A 15771-nucleotide genomic window follows, 5' to 3' on the forward strand; every position below is an offset into this window, starting at 1 on the left:
CATTGCCGTTACAGCAAGGCTGCCAACGAACGAATCCTAATAATCTGACTCAAGTCAGTGATTCGTTTAAGCCGGAGCCACTGGCCACACTGCAACTTCAAGTAAGAAAGAGTGCAGGTTAATGCAATGAATCAAAGATATCAGGCGTTAGCCGTCACTACTTTATTGCCAGCCATTTCAGCAGAGCGGCGGATCCACAGTTCACGCCATTTTTTCAGTGCTGATATCAGGATAATGACGCCCAGTGTCATCATAATAATCGAGATGATGCCATTGAACAGATTGTAGCCCTTAGCTGCTGAGTTGAAATACACGTGAGTGATCATCCAGTAACCAGCATAATTTACGGTTACAAACAGATAGGCCAGTGGGATAACACAGGTCAGCATGTAAATACGTTTGGTTGCCAACCGCAGAATAATAGTGGCACCAATGATTAAACCAACAGAAGCCATTAATTGGTTTGATACGCCGAATAACGCCCAGACAGAGTTGATATCACCTGAGTTAAGCAGGTAACCCCACAGTGCGCAGGCAATAACACTGCATGCCAATGTACCTGGTAACCAATCAGTACGTTTCAGTGGTGCCCAAATATCACCTAAGAAGTCTTGCAGCAGGTAACGAGCAACACGCGTGCCGGAGTCAACAGCAGTCAGAATAAATACCGCTTCAAACATAACAACAAATTGGAAGAAGTAAGCCGCCAGACTGCTGAACCATGGCACACGAATGAAGATATCCGTCATACCAACAGCTAAGGTTACCGCACCACCGGTACGACCATAGAGATCCAGGCCAATTTCCTGACTCAGTTTTGGCAGGTTCACCACTTCCATACCGAGCATACTCCAGGCTTCAGCGGAAGAGTTAATCGCAAAGTAGTCAGCAGGATGCAAGGAGGTCGCCGCGATCAAGGCCATAACCCCAACCATACATTCGGCCAGCATCGCACCAAAGCCGACGGGTAAGATATCACTCCATTTGTCGATCTGTTTTGGTGTTGTCCCTGAGCCAATAAAGGCATGGAAACCAGAAATGGCACCACAGGCAATGGTAATAGAGATAAACGGCCAGACTGGGCCTGCCAGAACCGGGCCTCCACCATGAATAAACTGGGTCAATGCTGGGAATTGAATTTCAGGGTTAATAAATACAACCCCAACAATCAACGCACCGAATACACCGATCTTCATAAAGCTGGAAAGGTAACCACGAGGGGTTAATAGCATCCACACTGGGAGGGCGGTCGCAAAGAAAGCATACATTGGCAGAATGATACTGACGGTATCCGCTTTCAGCATTAACCAATCGCCCAGCCAGGTTCCTTCAATATAAGGGCCGACAAATACGCACACCATGATAGCAGCGATACCGACATAAGAAGCGCCCTTCATGCTGCCAGTCATGCGCTCCCATAAGCCAACGCAGATAGCGATAGGGATTGTCATGAACACGGCGAAAGTACCCCAAGGGTTACGTTCCAGTGCATGTACCACCACCATCGACAACCCGGCCATGGTAATAGTAATGATGAACAACATTGCCAGACCGGTACACCAGCCAGCAACCGGGCCAAGCTCTGATTTTGCCACTTCCGACAGGGATTTCCCCTGATGTTTCATGGAAGCAAACAGAACAACCGTATCGTGAACCGCGCCGCCGATCACACAACCGATAAGCAACCACAGAAAACCAGGTAAATAACCATATTGGGCTGCCAGCACAGGGCCGACCAATGGACCAGCCGCAGCGATTGCCGCAAAGTGGCTACCAAAGTTCACCCATTTTTTAGTTGGAACGTAATCTTTACCATCTTCGAAGGTGTGGGAAGGTGTTACTTCACTGTCATCGACGCGCAAAACCTTACGAACAAAAAAGATACCGTATAAACGGTAGCAGATCATAAGGATACACGCTGAAGCGATAACAAAGGTAATCGCATGTTGCATGAGCATTCTCTCCAGGGAATTTGTCAGGCGTTAACATACGCCTGGGCCCTAAGAGAAATATCAGCGATCTGGTTAAGCGGTAGTTTGTATCATTAAGCGGTTAAAAAGAGCCACCCAGTGGTGACTCAATACCATAAAGATCAGAAATATTCCGGGTAGATAAACCACTACTCTAAAAAATAGGACTGTAACTTTTCGCGCTCAGCGCTACCAAGACCAAACTCCTGTTGCAGCCAGTGCTCACGGCTACTATAACGCTCTTCAATGCTACGCAGAGCCGTTTGAATAAACTCTTCTTTGGCCGATAAGACAAAAGCGAATTGTCCTAACGCTTGGTCATTCAGTTTGAGTGCCAACTCTGCCAGCATATGTTCACGAAAAGGGGCCAGAGTGGTTTCAGTCAACAGATAATCTTCCAATACCGTCGATTCATCGGCACCCAAGGCAAATAACACCAGTGCAGAACCAATACCAGTACGGTCTTTCCCGACAGCACAATGTTGTACCACACCCGCAGCAGCATGCTCCGAAGATGCGCAATTTTGCAACAATCCAACCAGTTGTTTATAGGCTTGATTATTAAAAGGCAGCCGGCGATAAAGCTCTAACATAAAACCACGGGCATCAAATGCCGCTAATGTCTCGTTAGTCAGCTTTTCCAAATTGGCGTTGACTTCACTGCTCAACGGATTGGCTGGAATATTATGATAACTGGCTCCGTGCCATACCACATCGGGTTTGGCCTGAACTTCATCAGCATCGCGATAATCAAGAATTTGAGCGACGGAGCCACTACTGAGGAAATCACAATCTCGGGTACTTAAGCGGTCGAGTGAACCTGAGCGGAATAGCAATCCGCGCTTGATACGCCGCCCATCAGCAGCCTGATTACCGCCAAGGTCACGAAAATTAATACCGCCATCAAGTGCGATTAGGGAGGGATGGGATAGAGCAGTTTTCGTCATATTTTCCTCTTATTATTGTTTTTTATAAGAGTGATGACCTTACCAGATAAAGCGGAGAAATAAAAAACGGGCCAGAAAGCTGACCCGATAATAGACGGTTTGTTGACTCGCCAATCGTCGCTATTAGCTCAGACGGCGGGCCTAGATCAAATGACGAGCGGCTTCTACCACAATTTTCACCGCGTCACTTTCAGTCGCTTTCATAGTTTCTTCGTTTGGGATCTCTTGCTGGGTGCGGTTTACAATTACCCCTGCGACCATGCCGGCGCGCAAGCCCTGGCTGGCACACATGGTGAGCAAGGTTGCAGATTCCATTTCATAATTCATCACGCCCATAGATTGCCATTCTTCCATGGAGCCTTTAAAACGGCTGACAACACGGCCAGAGAAGGTGTCATAACGCTCCTGCCCCGGATAGAAGGTATCGGAAGAGGCGGTCACACCAATATGAGTAGTCGCCCCCACTGATTTGGCAGCATTAACTAATGCAGTGGTGCAGGTAAAGTCAGCCACTGCTGGGAACTCCATCGGCGCAAAATGCAGGCTGGCTCCGTCTAAACGCACAGCGGCGGTGGTAACCAACACATCACCAACATTAATATGTGGCTGAATAGCACCAGTGGTACCAATACGTAGGAAAGTCCGTACACCAAGCTGTGCCAGCTCTTCAACCGCAATAGAAGTCGATGGGCCACCGATACCCGTTGAGCAGACGATCACTGCTTTGCCATCCAATTCGGCGCGCCACGAAGTAAATTCACGATGAGAGGCCAAATGTACTGGGTTATCCATCAATTTAGCGATTTTCTCAACACGCTGTGGATCACCCGGAACGATAGCCAGAGTCGCCCCTTGCAGATCATTTTTAGTCAGGCCCAAGTGAAAAACGTCAGATTTAGCCATGTGTGAGAGTCCTCTTTCATGAGAGATGTTGTAGGGGGGTGCAAAGAAATACTTTACTCAAAATCGCCACCTTATTTCGTGATGACAGTCACTTTGCCAAAAGAAATGAATTACACGATACATTTTAAATGTGATTAAAATCACATTTAATGGCAATTAAGACTATTTTTTAGACCAAGCTGGCGAAAAATGACAATTATACCCAAGCTGATTACAGTTGCAGCTAACACCACTGCAACGCCAGGTACGAAAGGTATATTTCTCTATAAGCAAGAATGATAGACCAATATTCTGCTATCAATTGCTAACTTCTATCGATTGTTAACTTCTATCGATTGCTAAACTCTATCAACTATTTGTCTGAATTATAAAATTCAAGATATGAATCACCAAAAATTATAATTACAAAAAACCTGATCTCATTAATCTCAAAGATTACCTATAGTTAAACTCGGCAATAGCAAAAATCAGGGAGTAATGGGTAATTCAACTCGGTAATTTTTTCTCATATCGCAAGGAGACCACAGTGAAAACTGATCAACTTATGACTCCCAGGCAGGCGGCAGGCGGTTTCACCTCTGCGGTAGGCCCACTGGCCTCGACGACCCGCCATACCGATCAACAAGGTATTCACTGCACAGAAACCACCATTCCGTCTCAGGGCGATGAATTACCGGCCTATATTGCCAAACCGGCCCAGCAAAACGGGCCATATCCGGTGGTTATTGTCGTGCAAGAAATCTTTGGCGTACATGAGCATATTCAGGATATCTGCCGCAGACTAGCGAAACAGGGTTATCTGGCCATTGCACCTGAGCTGTTCTTCCGCCAAGGCGATGCCAAAGAATATGATGACATCAATGCATTAGTGAAAAATCTGGTGGGTAAAGTGCCAGACCGTCAGGTTATGGTGGATCTTGATCATGCGGCGCATTGGGCATCACGCCATGGTGGGGATACCAGTAAACTGGCCATTACCGGATTTTGCTGGGGTGGGCGGATTGCGTGGTTGTATGCGGCCCATAACCCACAGTTAAAAGCGGCAGTGGCTTGGTATGGCAAACTGGTCGGTGAAAAAACCTTACTGTTACCCAAATCTCCAGTTGATGTCGCGGTTGATCTCAATGCTCCGGTGCTAGGGTTGTATGGCGGCAAAGATGGCAGTATTACGCAAGAACATATCGATACTATGCGTCAGGCATTGCGTGCAGCAAATGCCGATGCAGAAATCATTGTTTATCCAGATGCTGGGCATGCCTTTAATGCTGACTACCGCCCAAGTTATCACGCCGAATCCGCACTGGATGGCTGGCAACGGATGCTCGATTGGTTTGATCAACATGGTGTTGCCGCCAATCCCATATCTGAAGACGTGAAATAACGGCAATAAAAAGGGCGCGAGATGCGCCCAGAATTTAACGATTAGACCGAGATAGCATCAGAGCTGTTCTGCACGCAAACGCTGCGCAGCCAGTACCATGTTTGCCAGTGCCTGACGGGTTTCTGGCCAACCACGGGTTTTCAAACCACAATCCGGGTTAACCCACAAACGTTCTGCCGGGATACGTTGAGCGGCTTTACGTAGTAATGCTTCAATCCACTCCACACTTGGCACATTCGGTGAGTGAATATCATAAACGCCGGGCCCAATTTCATTCGGATAAGCAAAATCTTCGAATGATTCGAGCAATTCCATATCGGAGCGAGAGGTTTCGATGGTAATCACATCGGCATCCAGCGCAGCAATGGAATCCATGATGTCATTAAACTCGCAATAACACATATGAGTGTGAATCTGGGTGTCATTCTGCGCGACAGCCGCATTCAGTTTAAAGGCATCGACGGCCCATTGTAGATACGCTTGCCAATCGGCACGGCGCAGAGGTAAGCCTTCACGTAGCGCAGGCTCATCAATCTGGATGATGCCAATCCCGGCTTTCTCCAGATCTTCCACTTCATCACGCAGCGACAGAGCAATCTGTTTGGCGATGGTTTCACGGCTGACATCTTCGCGCGGGAATGACCAACACAGGATAGTGACCGGGCCGGTCAACATGCCTTTTACTGGTTTGTCCGTCAGCGATTGAGCATATTTGGCCCATTCAACCGTGATAGCTTGCGGGCGGCTGATGTCACCAATAATGACCGGCGGCTTAACACAACGGGAACCGTAACTCTGCACCCAACCATTTTGGGTAAAAATGAATCCATCCAGATGTTCGCCAAAATATTCAACCATATCATTACGTTCTGCTTCGCCATGAACCAGTACGTCCAGACCTAAACGCTCTTGTTCAGCAATGGCTTGCTTGATATGTTCGCTGATACCGGTGCGGTAGTTTTTTCCATCCAAACGGCCTTGCTTGAAGTCCAGACGCAGACCACGGATCTCGGTGGTTTGCGGGAATGAGCCGATAGTGGTGGTTGGCCAGGCTGGTAAGTTAAAGCGCTTACGCTGCGCTTCAGCTCGGCCTTCATAAGGCAGTTGGCGTTCAATATCCTGCGCAGTAATGGCCGCCAGACGTTGTTCCACCTGCGTATTATGTACACGGCTGGAAGATTGACGGGCACGGATCGGTGCACTGTACGCTGCCAGCTCGGCCAATTTGGCTTCGCTCGGCGTGTTTAACGCTTGTGTTAATAATGCCAATTCAGCGCATTTTTGCAGCGCAAAGGCAAACCAGCTTTTCACTTCTGCATCAAGACGTGTTTCTTCACTTAAATCAATCGGGCTGTGTAATAAGGAGCAAGAGCTACCCAGCCAGAGTTGGCGGCTATTAGCCTGTGGTTGCAGGCGTTCGAACCAGTTGCTAAGGTCTGCACGCCACACGTTACGGCCATTAATCACCCCCAGCGAGAGCAGCCACCCTGTTGGCAATTTTGCATCCAGAACAGCAATATCATCTTTGCCTGCAACCACATCAACATGCAGACCTTGCACTGGTAACTCACGGATAACGTCAAGGTTATGGCCGATGCTGTCGAAATAGGTGGTCAGCAACAATTTAACCTTGCCTTCCAGCGCCTGATAAGCCGACTGATAAGCGTCCAGCCACTCTGGTGGTAACTCCAGTACCAATGCAGGTTCGTCAATCTGTACCCACTCAATACCACGTTTCGCTAATTCAGCCAGCACTTGTTGGTACACCGGGAGGATATCTTGCAGCAGAGAGAGGCGGTCAAACTGCTCGCCTTTAACTTTACCCAGCCACAGATACGTTACCGGGCCCAACAATACTGGTTTGATTTTGTGACCTAATGCCAGCGCTTCGTCCACCTCATCCAGCAGTTGAGTCCAGCCCAGTTTGAACTGCTGACCTAGTTGGAACTCTGGCACCATGTAGTGATAATTGGTGTTAAACCATTTAGTCATTTCCGCCGCTGCCGCAGGCTTACCGGTTGGTGCACGGCCACGGCCAATACGGAAGAGCGTATCCAAATCAATAGAACCATCCGTATTTTGATGGCGCTCTGGGACATTGCCCAACAGCAGGCTGGTGGTCAATACATGGTCATACCACGCGAAGTCACCGACCGACACCAAATCAATACCTGCTTGCTGCTGCTGTTGCCAATGGCGGGCGCGCAATTCACGACCCACATTGAGCAGTTCTTCTTGCGTGGAGTTGCCTGCCCAGTAACTTTCTTGTGCTTTTTTCAGTTCACGTTTCAGACCTACACGCGGAAAACCCAGTGTGTGATTTAAAATTGTCATCGTCATATTTCCCATTTAGCCATCCAGATGTTTACACATCCATAATCAGCAGGTACTGTATAATCCACAAGCGCATTTTGTTCACTGTCACTGTGAAGGACTCTCATGATCGAACTGAAACACTTACGCACCCTGCAAGCTTTGCGTAATACCGGCTCGCTGGCGGCGGCGGCAACGCAACTTCATCAGACCCAATCGGCCTTGTCTCATCAATTCAGCGATCTGGAACAACGTCTGGGTTACCGTCTGTTTGTGCGTAAAAGCCAGCCGCTACGTTTCACTACGCAGGGAGAGATCTTGTTACAACTCGCAGAACAAGTGCTGCCACAAATTAAACAGGCACTGCAAACCTGCAATGAGCCGCACCAAACTGCGCTGCGCATCGCCATCGAATGCCATAGCTGTATTCAGTGGCTGGCACCTGCCTTGGATAACTTCCACAAAAACTGGCCGCAAGTGGCGATGGACTTCCAATCAGGCGTGACTTTCGATCCTCAACCCGCCTTGCAGCAAGGGGAGCTGGATCTGGTGCTGACATCAGATATCTTGCCGCGCAGTGGTCTGCACTATTCGCCAATGTTTGATTTTGAGGTGCGTCTGGTGCTGGCCCCAGACCACCCATTAGCCAATAAGGCCCGCATCGAGCCGGAAGATTTAGCGCAAGAAGTGTTAATGATTTATCCGGTACAGCGGCAACGGTTAGATGTCTGGCGGCATTTCCTGCAACCCGCGGGGGTAAATCCGCCGCTGAAGAATGTGGATAATACTTTGCTACTGATTCAAATGGTGTCAGCACGCATGGGGATCGCCGCCCTACCACATTGGGTGGTAGAGAGTTTCGAACGTCAGGGATTGGTCGTCACTAAAACACTGGGAAATGGTTTATGGAGCCGGTTATACGCGGCCGTCCGTGATGGAGAGCAGCGCCAACCGGTTACTGAAGCTTTTATTCGTTCGGCCCGGCAACACGCTTGCGAGAGTCTGCCGTTTGTAAAGAATGCGGAGCGACCCAATGCCGGTGTACCCATAGCGAAGCCATTATCACAATTGCCCCAATGATAAAACTGGGCCAATGGGGCTTTTCTTGCCAAATCGCCAGATTCACCAGCAGCCCAGCCGGAACATGCACGTTATTCATGATCCCCAAGGTGCCAGCATCGACTTGTGTCGCGCCATAGTTCCACATGAAATAACCTAACGCAGAAGCCCCGATGCCCAGCCACACCAACACGCCCCACTGCAATTGCGTCGTGGGTAGTTTTTGTGGGTTACCAAAGGCAAACCAGGCAACAACCGCGACGGCGAAAGCACCAATATAGAACCATGAGAATGCCACATGCTGTGGGATCGGGTGGACTTCCATCAAGCGTTTGTAGCCCACTTGTCCGATGGCAAAACAGAGGTTTGCCGCCTGAACCAGCAGCAACCCCCACCAAAAATGCTCGCTCAAATGGTCGTAGCGAATGATAGCCGCCCCGACTACTGCCAGTAACGCACTCAGAGCATAGCCCCAGCGCAAGCGCTGGCGGCGCAGTAAATCATAGATCAAAGTGACATACAGCGGGGTCATCACCGTGAACAGCAAGAATTCCGGTACCGTCAGGTAGAGATAGGCACGGAAGCTGAACAAGTACATGATACCTAACTGAATTGAACCCACAGCCATGTACAGCAGGATCACCCGCCAGTGGATGTTTTTCCAGCGCAAGAACGGCAAAAAGACCAGCGCGGCTAGCCCAACCCGCATTAGCACAGAGAACCAACTATCCACCTGTCCTGCCAGATATTCGCCAATCAGGCTAAATGAAAATGCCCATAAAATGGTGGTAACGACCAGTAACAACACGATAGTTTGGCTCATTGAGAAGATAAAGTGCAATTGTAGCGGAAGCCACAACGCAACTTTGCACAAACTAGGTTTACATCTGCTCGTATTTAACCCAGTCGAACTATCTTCATGTCAGGTACTATTCCAATAATCACCTAAGAGTTACATTCCCACGCCAATAATGGTCAGGATTAACGGTGTTGTGACCGCGGCAAGCACTGTAGACATCACCAAACTGGCGGCGGCGGGGCCAGTCAGTACATTAAACTGGCGTGACATCAGATACACATTCACGCCGGTAGCCATTGACCCCAGTAATACCACCACCTGCGTTTCCAGCGTTGGCAGGCCCATCGCCCATGCCAATGCCCAAATCACCATCGGCTGAACAATCAATTTGAGAAAACAGATCGCACTGCTGATTTGCCAGCCTTCCGTGACGCGATATTCCGCCAGCCCCATTCCCAATACAATCAGCGACAACGGCGGTGCTACCTGCCCTAACATGGTTACAGGTTGATCAATAAACTGCGGTAATTGCAGACCAGTCAGGCTGAATAAAGTGCCAGAAATGATTCCTATAATCAGAGGGTTAGTCAGCACGCTACGGGCAGTTTTCGCAAAGCCCTCCAGTGTTGGCGAGCCATTGCGCGCCCACTCCACCGAGATGGTGACTAATGTCCAGAGGATCAGGCCGTTAAACACCAAAACCAGCGCCACTGCTGGGATAGATTTCTCCCCCAACATAATGGTGGCAATAGGCAGGCCCAGCATCACGTTATTAGAGAAAATGCCGCCGAGGGCAAAAACGGAACCGGACACGCCATCCAGATGAAATATCCGGCTGGCAACAATCCGCCCGATAACAAACACCACCAGACAACTACCAAAAAAGGCAATCAGCAGGCGTGCATCCACCGCTGGGCGCTCAGAGAAATCGCACATCATACGAAACAGCATAGCGGGCAATGCGAGGGAGAAAACAAAGCGGGTCAGGCCATCCGTTATGGTAGAGGGCCATTTACCAAATCGTACCAAACAGTAACCCAGCGCAAGCAGCACAAATAACGGTGAAGACAACACAATCTGGTGCCAAAGCGAAATAACAAAGGCGGGCATGGTTCACTTCCTGTCAAGCCGGGCCAGACCAGCCCGTAAATGTAAGAATGGCTGACCTACTCTGTTTCCTGTTTTATTTATATCAAAGTCATTGGAGTTACAGGTAGGCGGCAAGCTAACACCCCTGTAGCTTCAAGAACGAGGGCATATCAAATCTATACGGTCAGTACAGATACAGTCAACGCCCCACTTTAACAATTCCTGCGCACGCGCCGGTTGGTTGACGGTATAGACCAAAATACGCAGCCCGGCGGCTTTGAGTAACGCTACTCGCTCCGCGGTCAACTGTTTGTGGTTAATGTGCAAAGAGACACAATCCAACTGACGGGTCATCGCCTGCCAGTTGTCATCCCATTTATCCAACAATAAACCACGTGGCAGCTCAGGTGCGGCCTGTTGGGCTGCTGCTAATGCATCAAACGAAAAAGAGGACAATAACGGCGGTATCGCCTGACCTTGCCACAACAAGCGGGCAGCCAGTGCAATAGCTCGGCCAGTGGCTATTTCAGTGCCAGTGGTGGGTTTAATCTCGATATTAGCGGCCATATCATGCTGTGCACAGCGAGCTGCCACTTCGGATAAAAGAGGCAGGCGCTCACCACGAAATGCTGTGCTATACCAGTCTCCGGCATCTAACTGAAAAAGGTTTTCCCATGACAAATCACCGGCAACTCCCCAGCCATTACTGGTGCGTTCCAGCGTATCGTCATGCAATAGAAATATCTGGCCGTCGTGCGATAATTTAACGTCAAACTCAATCATCTTGTGGCCATAACGAGCGCCAACATCAATGGCTGCTAAGGTGTTTTCCGGTGCCAGTGAACCACCACCGCGGTGAGCGACGATCGAAGGGTAAGGCCAGTTTTTACTCATGATTCCATCCGTAGTCCGCTATCTGAATCAAAAAAGTGCAGCGCCGTTGGCGGTAAATATAAATGTAATGTACTACCCACCGCAGGCATTTCCTCGTGGGATAGGCGGGCAATAACACTCTGTCCACCCCACTGACCATGTGCCAGATTATCTGCACCCAACAATTCCAGCGTCAATAGTGGCATCGGTATACCCTGCGCCGAAGTTGCCTGCTGAATATGCTCCGGGCGAATGCCGAGGGTCAAGCGCCGATCCGCCCATTGTGGCCGAGGCTGTTCCAACGGCAGAGTTAGGCCATCAGATAAAATAAACCCGCCGCCATCCGGGCTGACGGTTCCGGCTAACAAATTCATCGCAGGCGAGCCGATAAAACTGGCCACAAACAGTGTCGCTGGCCGTTGGTAAACCTCGCTTGGCGTACCAATTTGTTCGGCAACCCCTTTATTCATCACAATCACCCGCTGAGCCAATGTCATCGCCTCAACCTGATCATGGGTCACATATAGACTGGTGGTTTTTAGTCGGCGGTGCAACTGTTGCAGCTCAAGGCGCATCTGCACCCGCAGTTTGGCATCCAGATTGGAAAGTGGCTCATCAAACAAGAAAACCGCCGGTTCACGCACAATGGCCCGCCCCATTGCCACCCGCTGCCGCTGGCCGCCAGATAGTTCACGCGGTTTACGTTTTAGTAGCGGTTGCAGTTCCAGAATACGTGCGGCTTCATCCACTCGCTGGCGGATCTGCTCTTTGCCAAAACCACGAATTTTCAGGCCATAAGCCATGTTGTCGAACACACTCATGTGGGGATACAGCGCGTAGTTCTGAAACACCATCGCGATGCCACGATCTTTGGGTTCCAGATGGGTAACCCGCTGATTATCAATATAGATATCACCACTGGTGGTGCGCTCCAATCCAGCAACCATACGCAGCAGCGTCGATTTACCACAGCCAGAGGGGCCAACCATCACGATGAATTCACCGTCGGCGACATCTAAATCAATTTGTTTAATCACTGGCGTGACGCCGTCATAAGATTTGGTTACTGCCTGAAGTTTTAAACATGCCATATCAGATTACTTCTCACTGTCTACCAGGCCGCGTACAAACCAACGCTGCATCAGAAGGACCACCGCGACCGGTGGAATTAAAGTCAGGATCATCGCTGCCATCACCTGATTCCATTGAGTTGGCGCACCTGAGCTAGAGATCATGCTCCTTATCCCAGCCACCGCGGTGCCCATAGAGGCATCGCTGGTAATCAGAATTGGCCAAAGATATTGGTTCCAACCATAGATAAAAGTGATCACAAACAGCGCGGCCAAATTGGTTTTAGATAGTGGCAATACGATATCCCAAAAAAAGCGCATCGCCCCGGCACCGTCAATGCGCGCCGCTTCCAATAGCTCATCGGGCAGGGTCATAAAGAACTGGCGGAATAAGAAGGTTGCGGTGGCTGACGCCATCAGCGGCAGGGTCAACCCGGTATAACTGTCGAGCATATTCAGGTTCGCAATCACCTGAATTGTTGGGAAAATACGCACTTCCACCGGCAGCATCAGGGTCAGGAAAATCAACCAAAAAAACAGGTTACGTAGCGGGAAGCGAAAGTAAACGATGGCATAAGCAGACAACATCGACACGGTGATTTTGCCAACAGTAATCGCAAACGCCATCACGAAACTGTTAAACAGCATCAGCCCGAAAGGCGCACTGTTATTCCCCACCCCGACATGCCAGATGTGGCTAATGTTCTGCCACAAATAGGGCCCGGGGATCAGGGTCATCGGTACCTGAAACACTTGAGTGTCATCCAGCGACGCGGCAACAAAAGCCACATACAGTGGGAACAGGATCAGTAACACGCCGATAATCAGCATGACGTGACAAAAAATGTCCAGCCCACGACGATTCTCAATCATTGGTAACGCACCTTACGTTCAACAAAACGGAACTGGATAACCGTCAGGCCAATCACCAGTAACATCAGCACCACCGACTGAGCGGCAGAGCTAGATAAGTCCAGACCAGCAAAGCCTTCGCGATAAATTTTATAAATCAGGGTCGTCGTGGCTTGCATCGGCCCACCGCCCGTCGCCGCATCGATAACGGGGAAAGTATCGAAGAAGGCATAGACCAGATTCACCACCAGCAGGAAGAAACTGACCGGTGAAATCAGCGGCAGCACCAGATTAAAGAAGCGGCGTACTGGTCCGGCGCCGTCAATAGCAGCGGCTTCAACCAATGAGCGGGGAATGGATTGCAGCGCGGCAAGGAAAAACAGGAAGTTATAACTGATTTGCTTCCATACTGAAGCCAACACCACCAAGAACATGGCCTGCCCGCTGTTTTGCGCGTGGTTCCAGTTGTAACCCAATGTGGCAAGGAAATGTGTTATCAACCCCAGCCCCGGATTGAACAGGAAAATCCACAATACAGCAGCGACAGCAGGGGCCACCGCATACGGCAGAATCATTAAGGTTTGATAGATACGACTGCCGCGCAGAACGTAATCCACCATGGCGGCCAGAAACAGCGAAACAATCAAACCAATACCAGCCACCAACGAGCTAAAAATCAGCGTGGTATAAAACGAAGCCAAATAGTATTCATCCTGAAAAAGCTGAATAAAGTTACTCAGCCCGACAAATTTATTGGAGAGACCAAAAGGGTCCAACATTTGTACCGAGTACCACAGCGCCTCACCGGCAGGCCACAGGAAGAAAACAGCGGTAATGGCCAGTTGGGGCAATACCAACAGGTAAGGCAACCAACTACAGGAGAAACCGGGACGGGAAGATGACATAAAATTAACCGTTTATCAGACGTGATATTGATTACACCAGCGTGCTAATTGAAAACGTGACGCCCTAATTTAATACCGCACAGCACTATTGGTTGGCGTTATTGGCGCAGGCAGTTTGGGTGCGAACAGTGCACCCAAACTGGCAAGTAGAGTAGCCAAATAACCTTATTGATTAGCTTGTTCAAAGCGGCGTAGTAACACATCACCACGTTTAACGGCGCTATCCAACGCTTCTTGAGCTGTTTTCTTACCGGTCCACACCCCTTCCAGCTCTTCATCTACCACGGTACGGATCTGTGGCATGTTGCCCAGACGCAAGCCTTTGGTGTACGGCAATGGTGGTTTGTTCAACATCTGGCGAGTCGCCACGTCAGCACCTGGGTTCTTATCATAGAAACCTTGCTGTTTGGTCAGCTCATAGGCTGCCGTCGTGATTGGCAGGTACCCCGTCTTCTGATGCCATTCGGCAGCAATTTCTGGTTGAGCCAAGTATTGCAGGAATTCAGCGACACCTTTGTAAGTGTCTTTATCTTTGCCATCCATCACCCACAGACTGGCACCGCCGATAATGGCGTTTTGTGGTGCATTTTTCTCGTCAGCATCGTAAGGCATCATGCCAACGCCATAGTTAAATTTGGCGTAATGGCGGATATCAGCAAGTGAACCGGAAGAGGCCGTAGTAATGGCACAATCACCGTTATAGAACTTGGCCGTTGACTCATCTTTGCGGCCAAAATAGGTGAAATCACCTTTTTTATTCATATCTGACAGCAACTGGATATGCTTAACCTGTACTGGTTTATTGAATTCCAGTACCGCATCGGTGCCATCAAAACCATTATTCCGGCTGGCAATGGGTTGACCGTGCCATGCACTGAAGTTTTCAATTTGAATCCAACCCTGCCAGCCGCTGGCGTACCCACAGCTTGAACCCGCTGCGCGCAGTTTTGCAGTATCGGCCGCCAATTCCTGCCATGTTTTTGGTGGTTGATCCGGGTTCAAACCTGCTTTCTTAAAGGCATCTTTGTTGTAATACAACACGGGAGTGGAACTGTTAAATGGTTGAGATAATAAGTGGCCAGTCTTGGCATCGGTGTAATAACCGGCGACTGTTGGCACGAACACCGATTCATCAAATTTGATATTGGCATCTTTAAATACTTGGAATACTGGCTTAATCGCTTTGCTGGCCATCATGGTGGCAGTGCCCACTTCATACACCTGCAAGATTGCGGGGGCTTTACCCGAGCGAAAAGCTGCTATCCCTGCCGCCAGGCTCTGTTCGTAGTTCCCTTTATATACGGGTACGATTTTATAGTCGCTATGGGACTGGTTAAATCGGTCAGCTAATGAATTAACCTCGACACCTAACTCCCCTTCCATCGAATGCCAAAAAGGAATTTCAGTCACTGCCATCGCATTGGCACTAAATGCCAATGTCAGCGCAATACCAAGCGATGTCTTACGAATGATTTTATTAAACATATTGGCCCCTGAATAAATCCGTATGGCTCACATCAATGAATTACTGTGGACAAGTGAGCGAAATAAATCAGTTTTTGTTCGCAAACAAACATGACACCCTTTCATGACGGAAATATAACAATTAC

13 protein-coding genes are annotated in these 15771 nt (G+C 49.4%); 2 read left to right on the forward strand and 11 right to left on the reverse strand.

The window, feature by feature from the left end; translation table 11 throughout:
* Window positions 1-140 precede the first annotated feature (140 nt).
* The 3 genes from V1952_RS04335 to udp all read right to left on the reverse strand — a co-directional run bounded on the left by V1952_RS04335 (window position 141) and on the right by udp (window position 3820).
* The gene (locus V1952_RS04335) at window positions 141-1952 is read right to left on the reverse strand and encodes a carbon starvation protein A (protein ID WP_372560033.1); all 1812 of its coding nucleotides are present in this window, start codon (window positions 1950-1952) and stop codon (window positions 141-143) included.
* Between the two features lie 167 nt (window positions 1953-2119).
* A complete protein-coding gene (locus V1952_RS04340) occupies window positions 2120-2917 on the reverse strand; it encodes a tyrosine-protein phosphatase (RefSeq protein WP_420071164.1) in 798 nt (265 codons plus the stop codon).
* 141 nt (window positions 2918-3058) lie between these two features.
* Window positions 3059-3820 carry a uridine phosphorylase gene (gene udp, locus V1952_RS04345; RefSeq protein WP_005187884.1) on the reverse strand — a complete coding sequence of 254 codons (762 nt, stop codon included), beginning with the start codon at window positions 3818-3820 and terminating at the stop codon, window positions 3059-3061.
* Between the two features lie 526 nt (window positions 3821-4346).
* Here udp and V1952_RS04350 point away from each other — a divergent pair.
* The gene (locus tag V1952_RS04350) at window positions 4347-5201 is read left to right on the forward strand and encodes a dienelactone hydrolase family protein (protein ID WP_372560035.1); all 855 of its coding nucleotides are present in this window, start codon (window positions 4347-4349) and stop codon (window positions 5199-5201) included.
* Window positions 5202-5258: 57 nt separating this feature from the next.
* Here the strand turns inward: V1952_RS04350 and metE are convergent, their stop codons facing one another.
* Entirely contained in the window at window positions 5259-7535 is a 2277-nt protein-coding gene (gene metE, locus V1952_RS04355; RefSeq protein WP_420074357.1) for a 5-methyltetrahydropteroyltriglutamate--homocysteine S-methyltransferase, read from the reverse strand.
* 105 nt (window positions 7536-7640) lie between these two features.
* Here metE and metR point away from each other — a divergent pair, with 105 nt between their 5' ends.
* On the forward strand, window positions 7641-8594 hold the full coding sequence (metR, locus tag V1952_RS04360) for an HTH-type transcriptional regulator MetR (protein ID WP_372560037.1): 954 nt from the start codon (window positions 7641-7643) through the stop codon (window positions 8592-8594).
* Here metR and V1952_RS04365 read toward each other — a convergent pair.
* The 7 genes from V1952_RS04365 to ugpB all read right to left on the reverse strand — a co-directional run bounded on the left by V1952_RS04365 (window position 8482) and on the right by ugpB (window position 15646).
* A complete protein-coding gene (locus V1952_RS04365) occupies window positions 8482-9381 on the reverse strand; it encodes a carboxylate/amino acid/amine transporter (protein WP_420074358.1) in 900 nt (299 codons plus the stop codon). The two genes, metR and V1952_RS04365, sit on opposite strands and share 113 nt — an antisense overlap.
* A gap of 144 nt (window positions 9382-9525) precedes the next feature.
* Window positions 9526-10482 (reverse strand): AEC family transporter, encoded by a 957-nt coding sequence (locus V1952_RS04370; protein WP_372560038.1) that lies wholly within the window; start codon window positions 10480-10482, stop codon window positions 9526-9528.
* A 132-nt stretch (window positions 10483-10614) separates the two neighbouring features.
* Window positions 10615-11355, reverse strand: a complete 741-nt coding sequence (gene ugpQ / locus V1952_RS04375; RefSeq protein ID WP_372560039.1) for a glycerophosphodiester phosphodiesterase — start codon at window positions 11353-11355, stop codon at window positions 10615-10617.
* Window positions 11352-12425, reverse strand: coding sequence for a sn-glycerol-3-phosphate import ATP-binding protein UgpC (locus V1952_RS04380; protein ID WP_372560040.1), 1074 nt, complete (start codon window positions 12423-12425; stop codon window positions 11352-11354). Before V1952_RS04380 ends, ugpQ begins: the two co-directional genes overlap by 4 nt.
* 6 nt (window positions 12426-12431) lie before the next feature.
* Window positions 12432-13277, reverse strand: coding sequence for a sn-glycerol-3-phosphate ABC transporter permease UgpE (ugpE, locus tag V1952_RS04385; protein ID WP_420071169.1), 846 nt, complete (start codon window positions 13275-13277; stop codon window positions 12432-12434).
* Window positions 13274-14161: a sn-glycerol-3-phosphate ABC transporter permease UgpA gene (ugpA, locus tag V1952_RS04390; protein WP_372560042.1), complete on the reverse strand. Its 888-nt coding sequence runs from the start codon at window positions 14159-14161 to the stop codon at window positions 13274-13276. Before ugpA ends, ugpE begins: the two co-directional genes overlap by 4 nt.
* Before the next feature lie 165 nt (window positions 14162-14326).
* Window positions 14327-15646 (reverse strand): sn-glycerol-3-phosphate ABC transporter substrate-binding protein UgpB, encoded by a 1320-nt coding sequence (ugpB, locus tag V1952_RS04395; RefSeq protein WP_372560043.1) that lies wholly within the window; start codon window positions 15644-15646, stop codon window positions 14327-14329.
* Window positions 15647-15771: the final 125 nt, after the last annotated feature.

The sequence above is a fragment of the Yersinia sp. 2542 StPb PI genome, from assembly GCF_048593855.1.
GTDB lineage: Bacteria > Pseudomonadota > Gammaproteobacteria > Enterobacterales > Enterobacteriaceae > Yersinia > Yersinia enterocolitica_E.

Bases quoted from the DNA above. Each gene is read 5' to 3' on its own strand.
- ugpQ (WP_372560039.1), bottom strand. From the start codon at position 11,355: ATGAGTAAAAACTGGCCTTACCCTTCGATCGTCGCTCACCGCGGTGGT.
- V1952_RS04370 (WP_372560038.1), bottom strand. From the start codon at position 10,482: ATGCCCGCCTTTGTTATTTCGCTTTGGCACCAGATTGTGTTGTCTTCA.
- metR (WP_372560037.1), top strand. From the start codon at position 7,641: ATGATCGAACTGAAACACTTACGCACCCTGCAAGCTTTGCGTAATACC.
- V1952_RS04340 (WP_420071164.1), bottom strand. From the start codon at position 2,917: ATGACGAAAACTGCTCTATCCCATCCCTCCCTAATCGCACTTGATGGC.
- udp (WP_005187884.1), bottom strand. From the start codon at position 3,820: ATGGCTAAATCTGACGTTTTTCACTTGGGCCTGACTAAAAATGATCTG.
- metE (WP_420074357.1), bottom strand. From the start codon at position 7,535: ATGACAATTTTAAATCACACACTGGGTTTTCCGCGTGTAGGTCTGAAA.
- V1952_RS04380 (WP_372560040.1), bottom strand. From the start codon at position 12,425: ATGGCATGTTTAAAACTTCAGGCAGTAACCAAATCTTATGACGGCGTC.
- V1952_RS04335 (WP_372560033.1), bottom strand. From the start codon at position 1,952: ATGCAACATGCGATTACCTTTGTTATCGCTTCAGCGTGTATCCTTATG.
- ugpB (WP_372560043.1), bottom strand. From the start codon at position 15,646: ATGTTTAATAAAATCATTCGTAAGACATCGCTTGGTATTGCGCTGACA.
- ugpA (WP_372560042.1), bottom strand. From the start codon at position 14,161: ATGTCATCTTCCCGTCCCGGTTTCTCCTGTAGTTGGTTGCCTTACCTG.
- ugpE (WP_420071169.1), bottom strand. From the start codon at position 13,277: ATGATTGAGAATCGTCGTGGGCTGGACATTTTTTGTCACGTCATGCTG.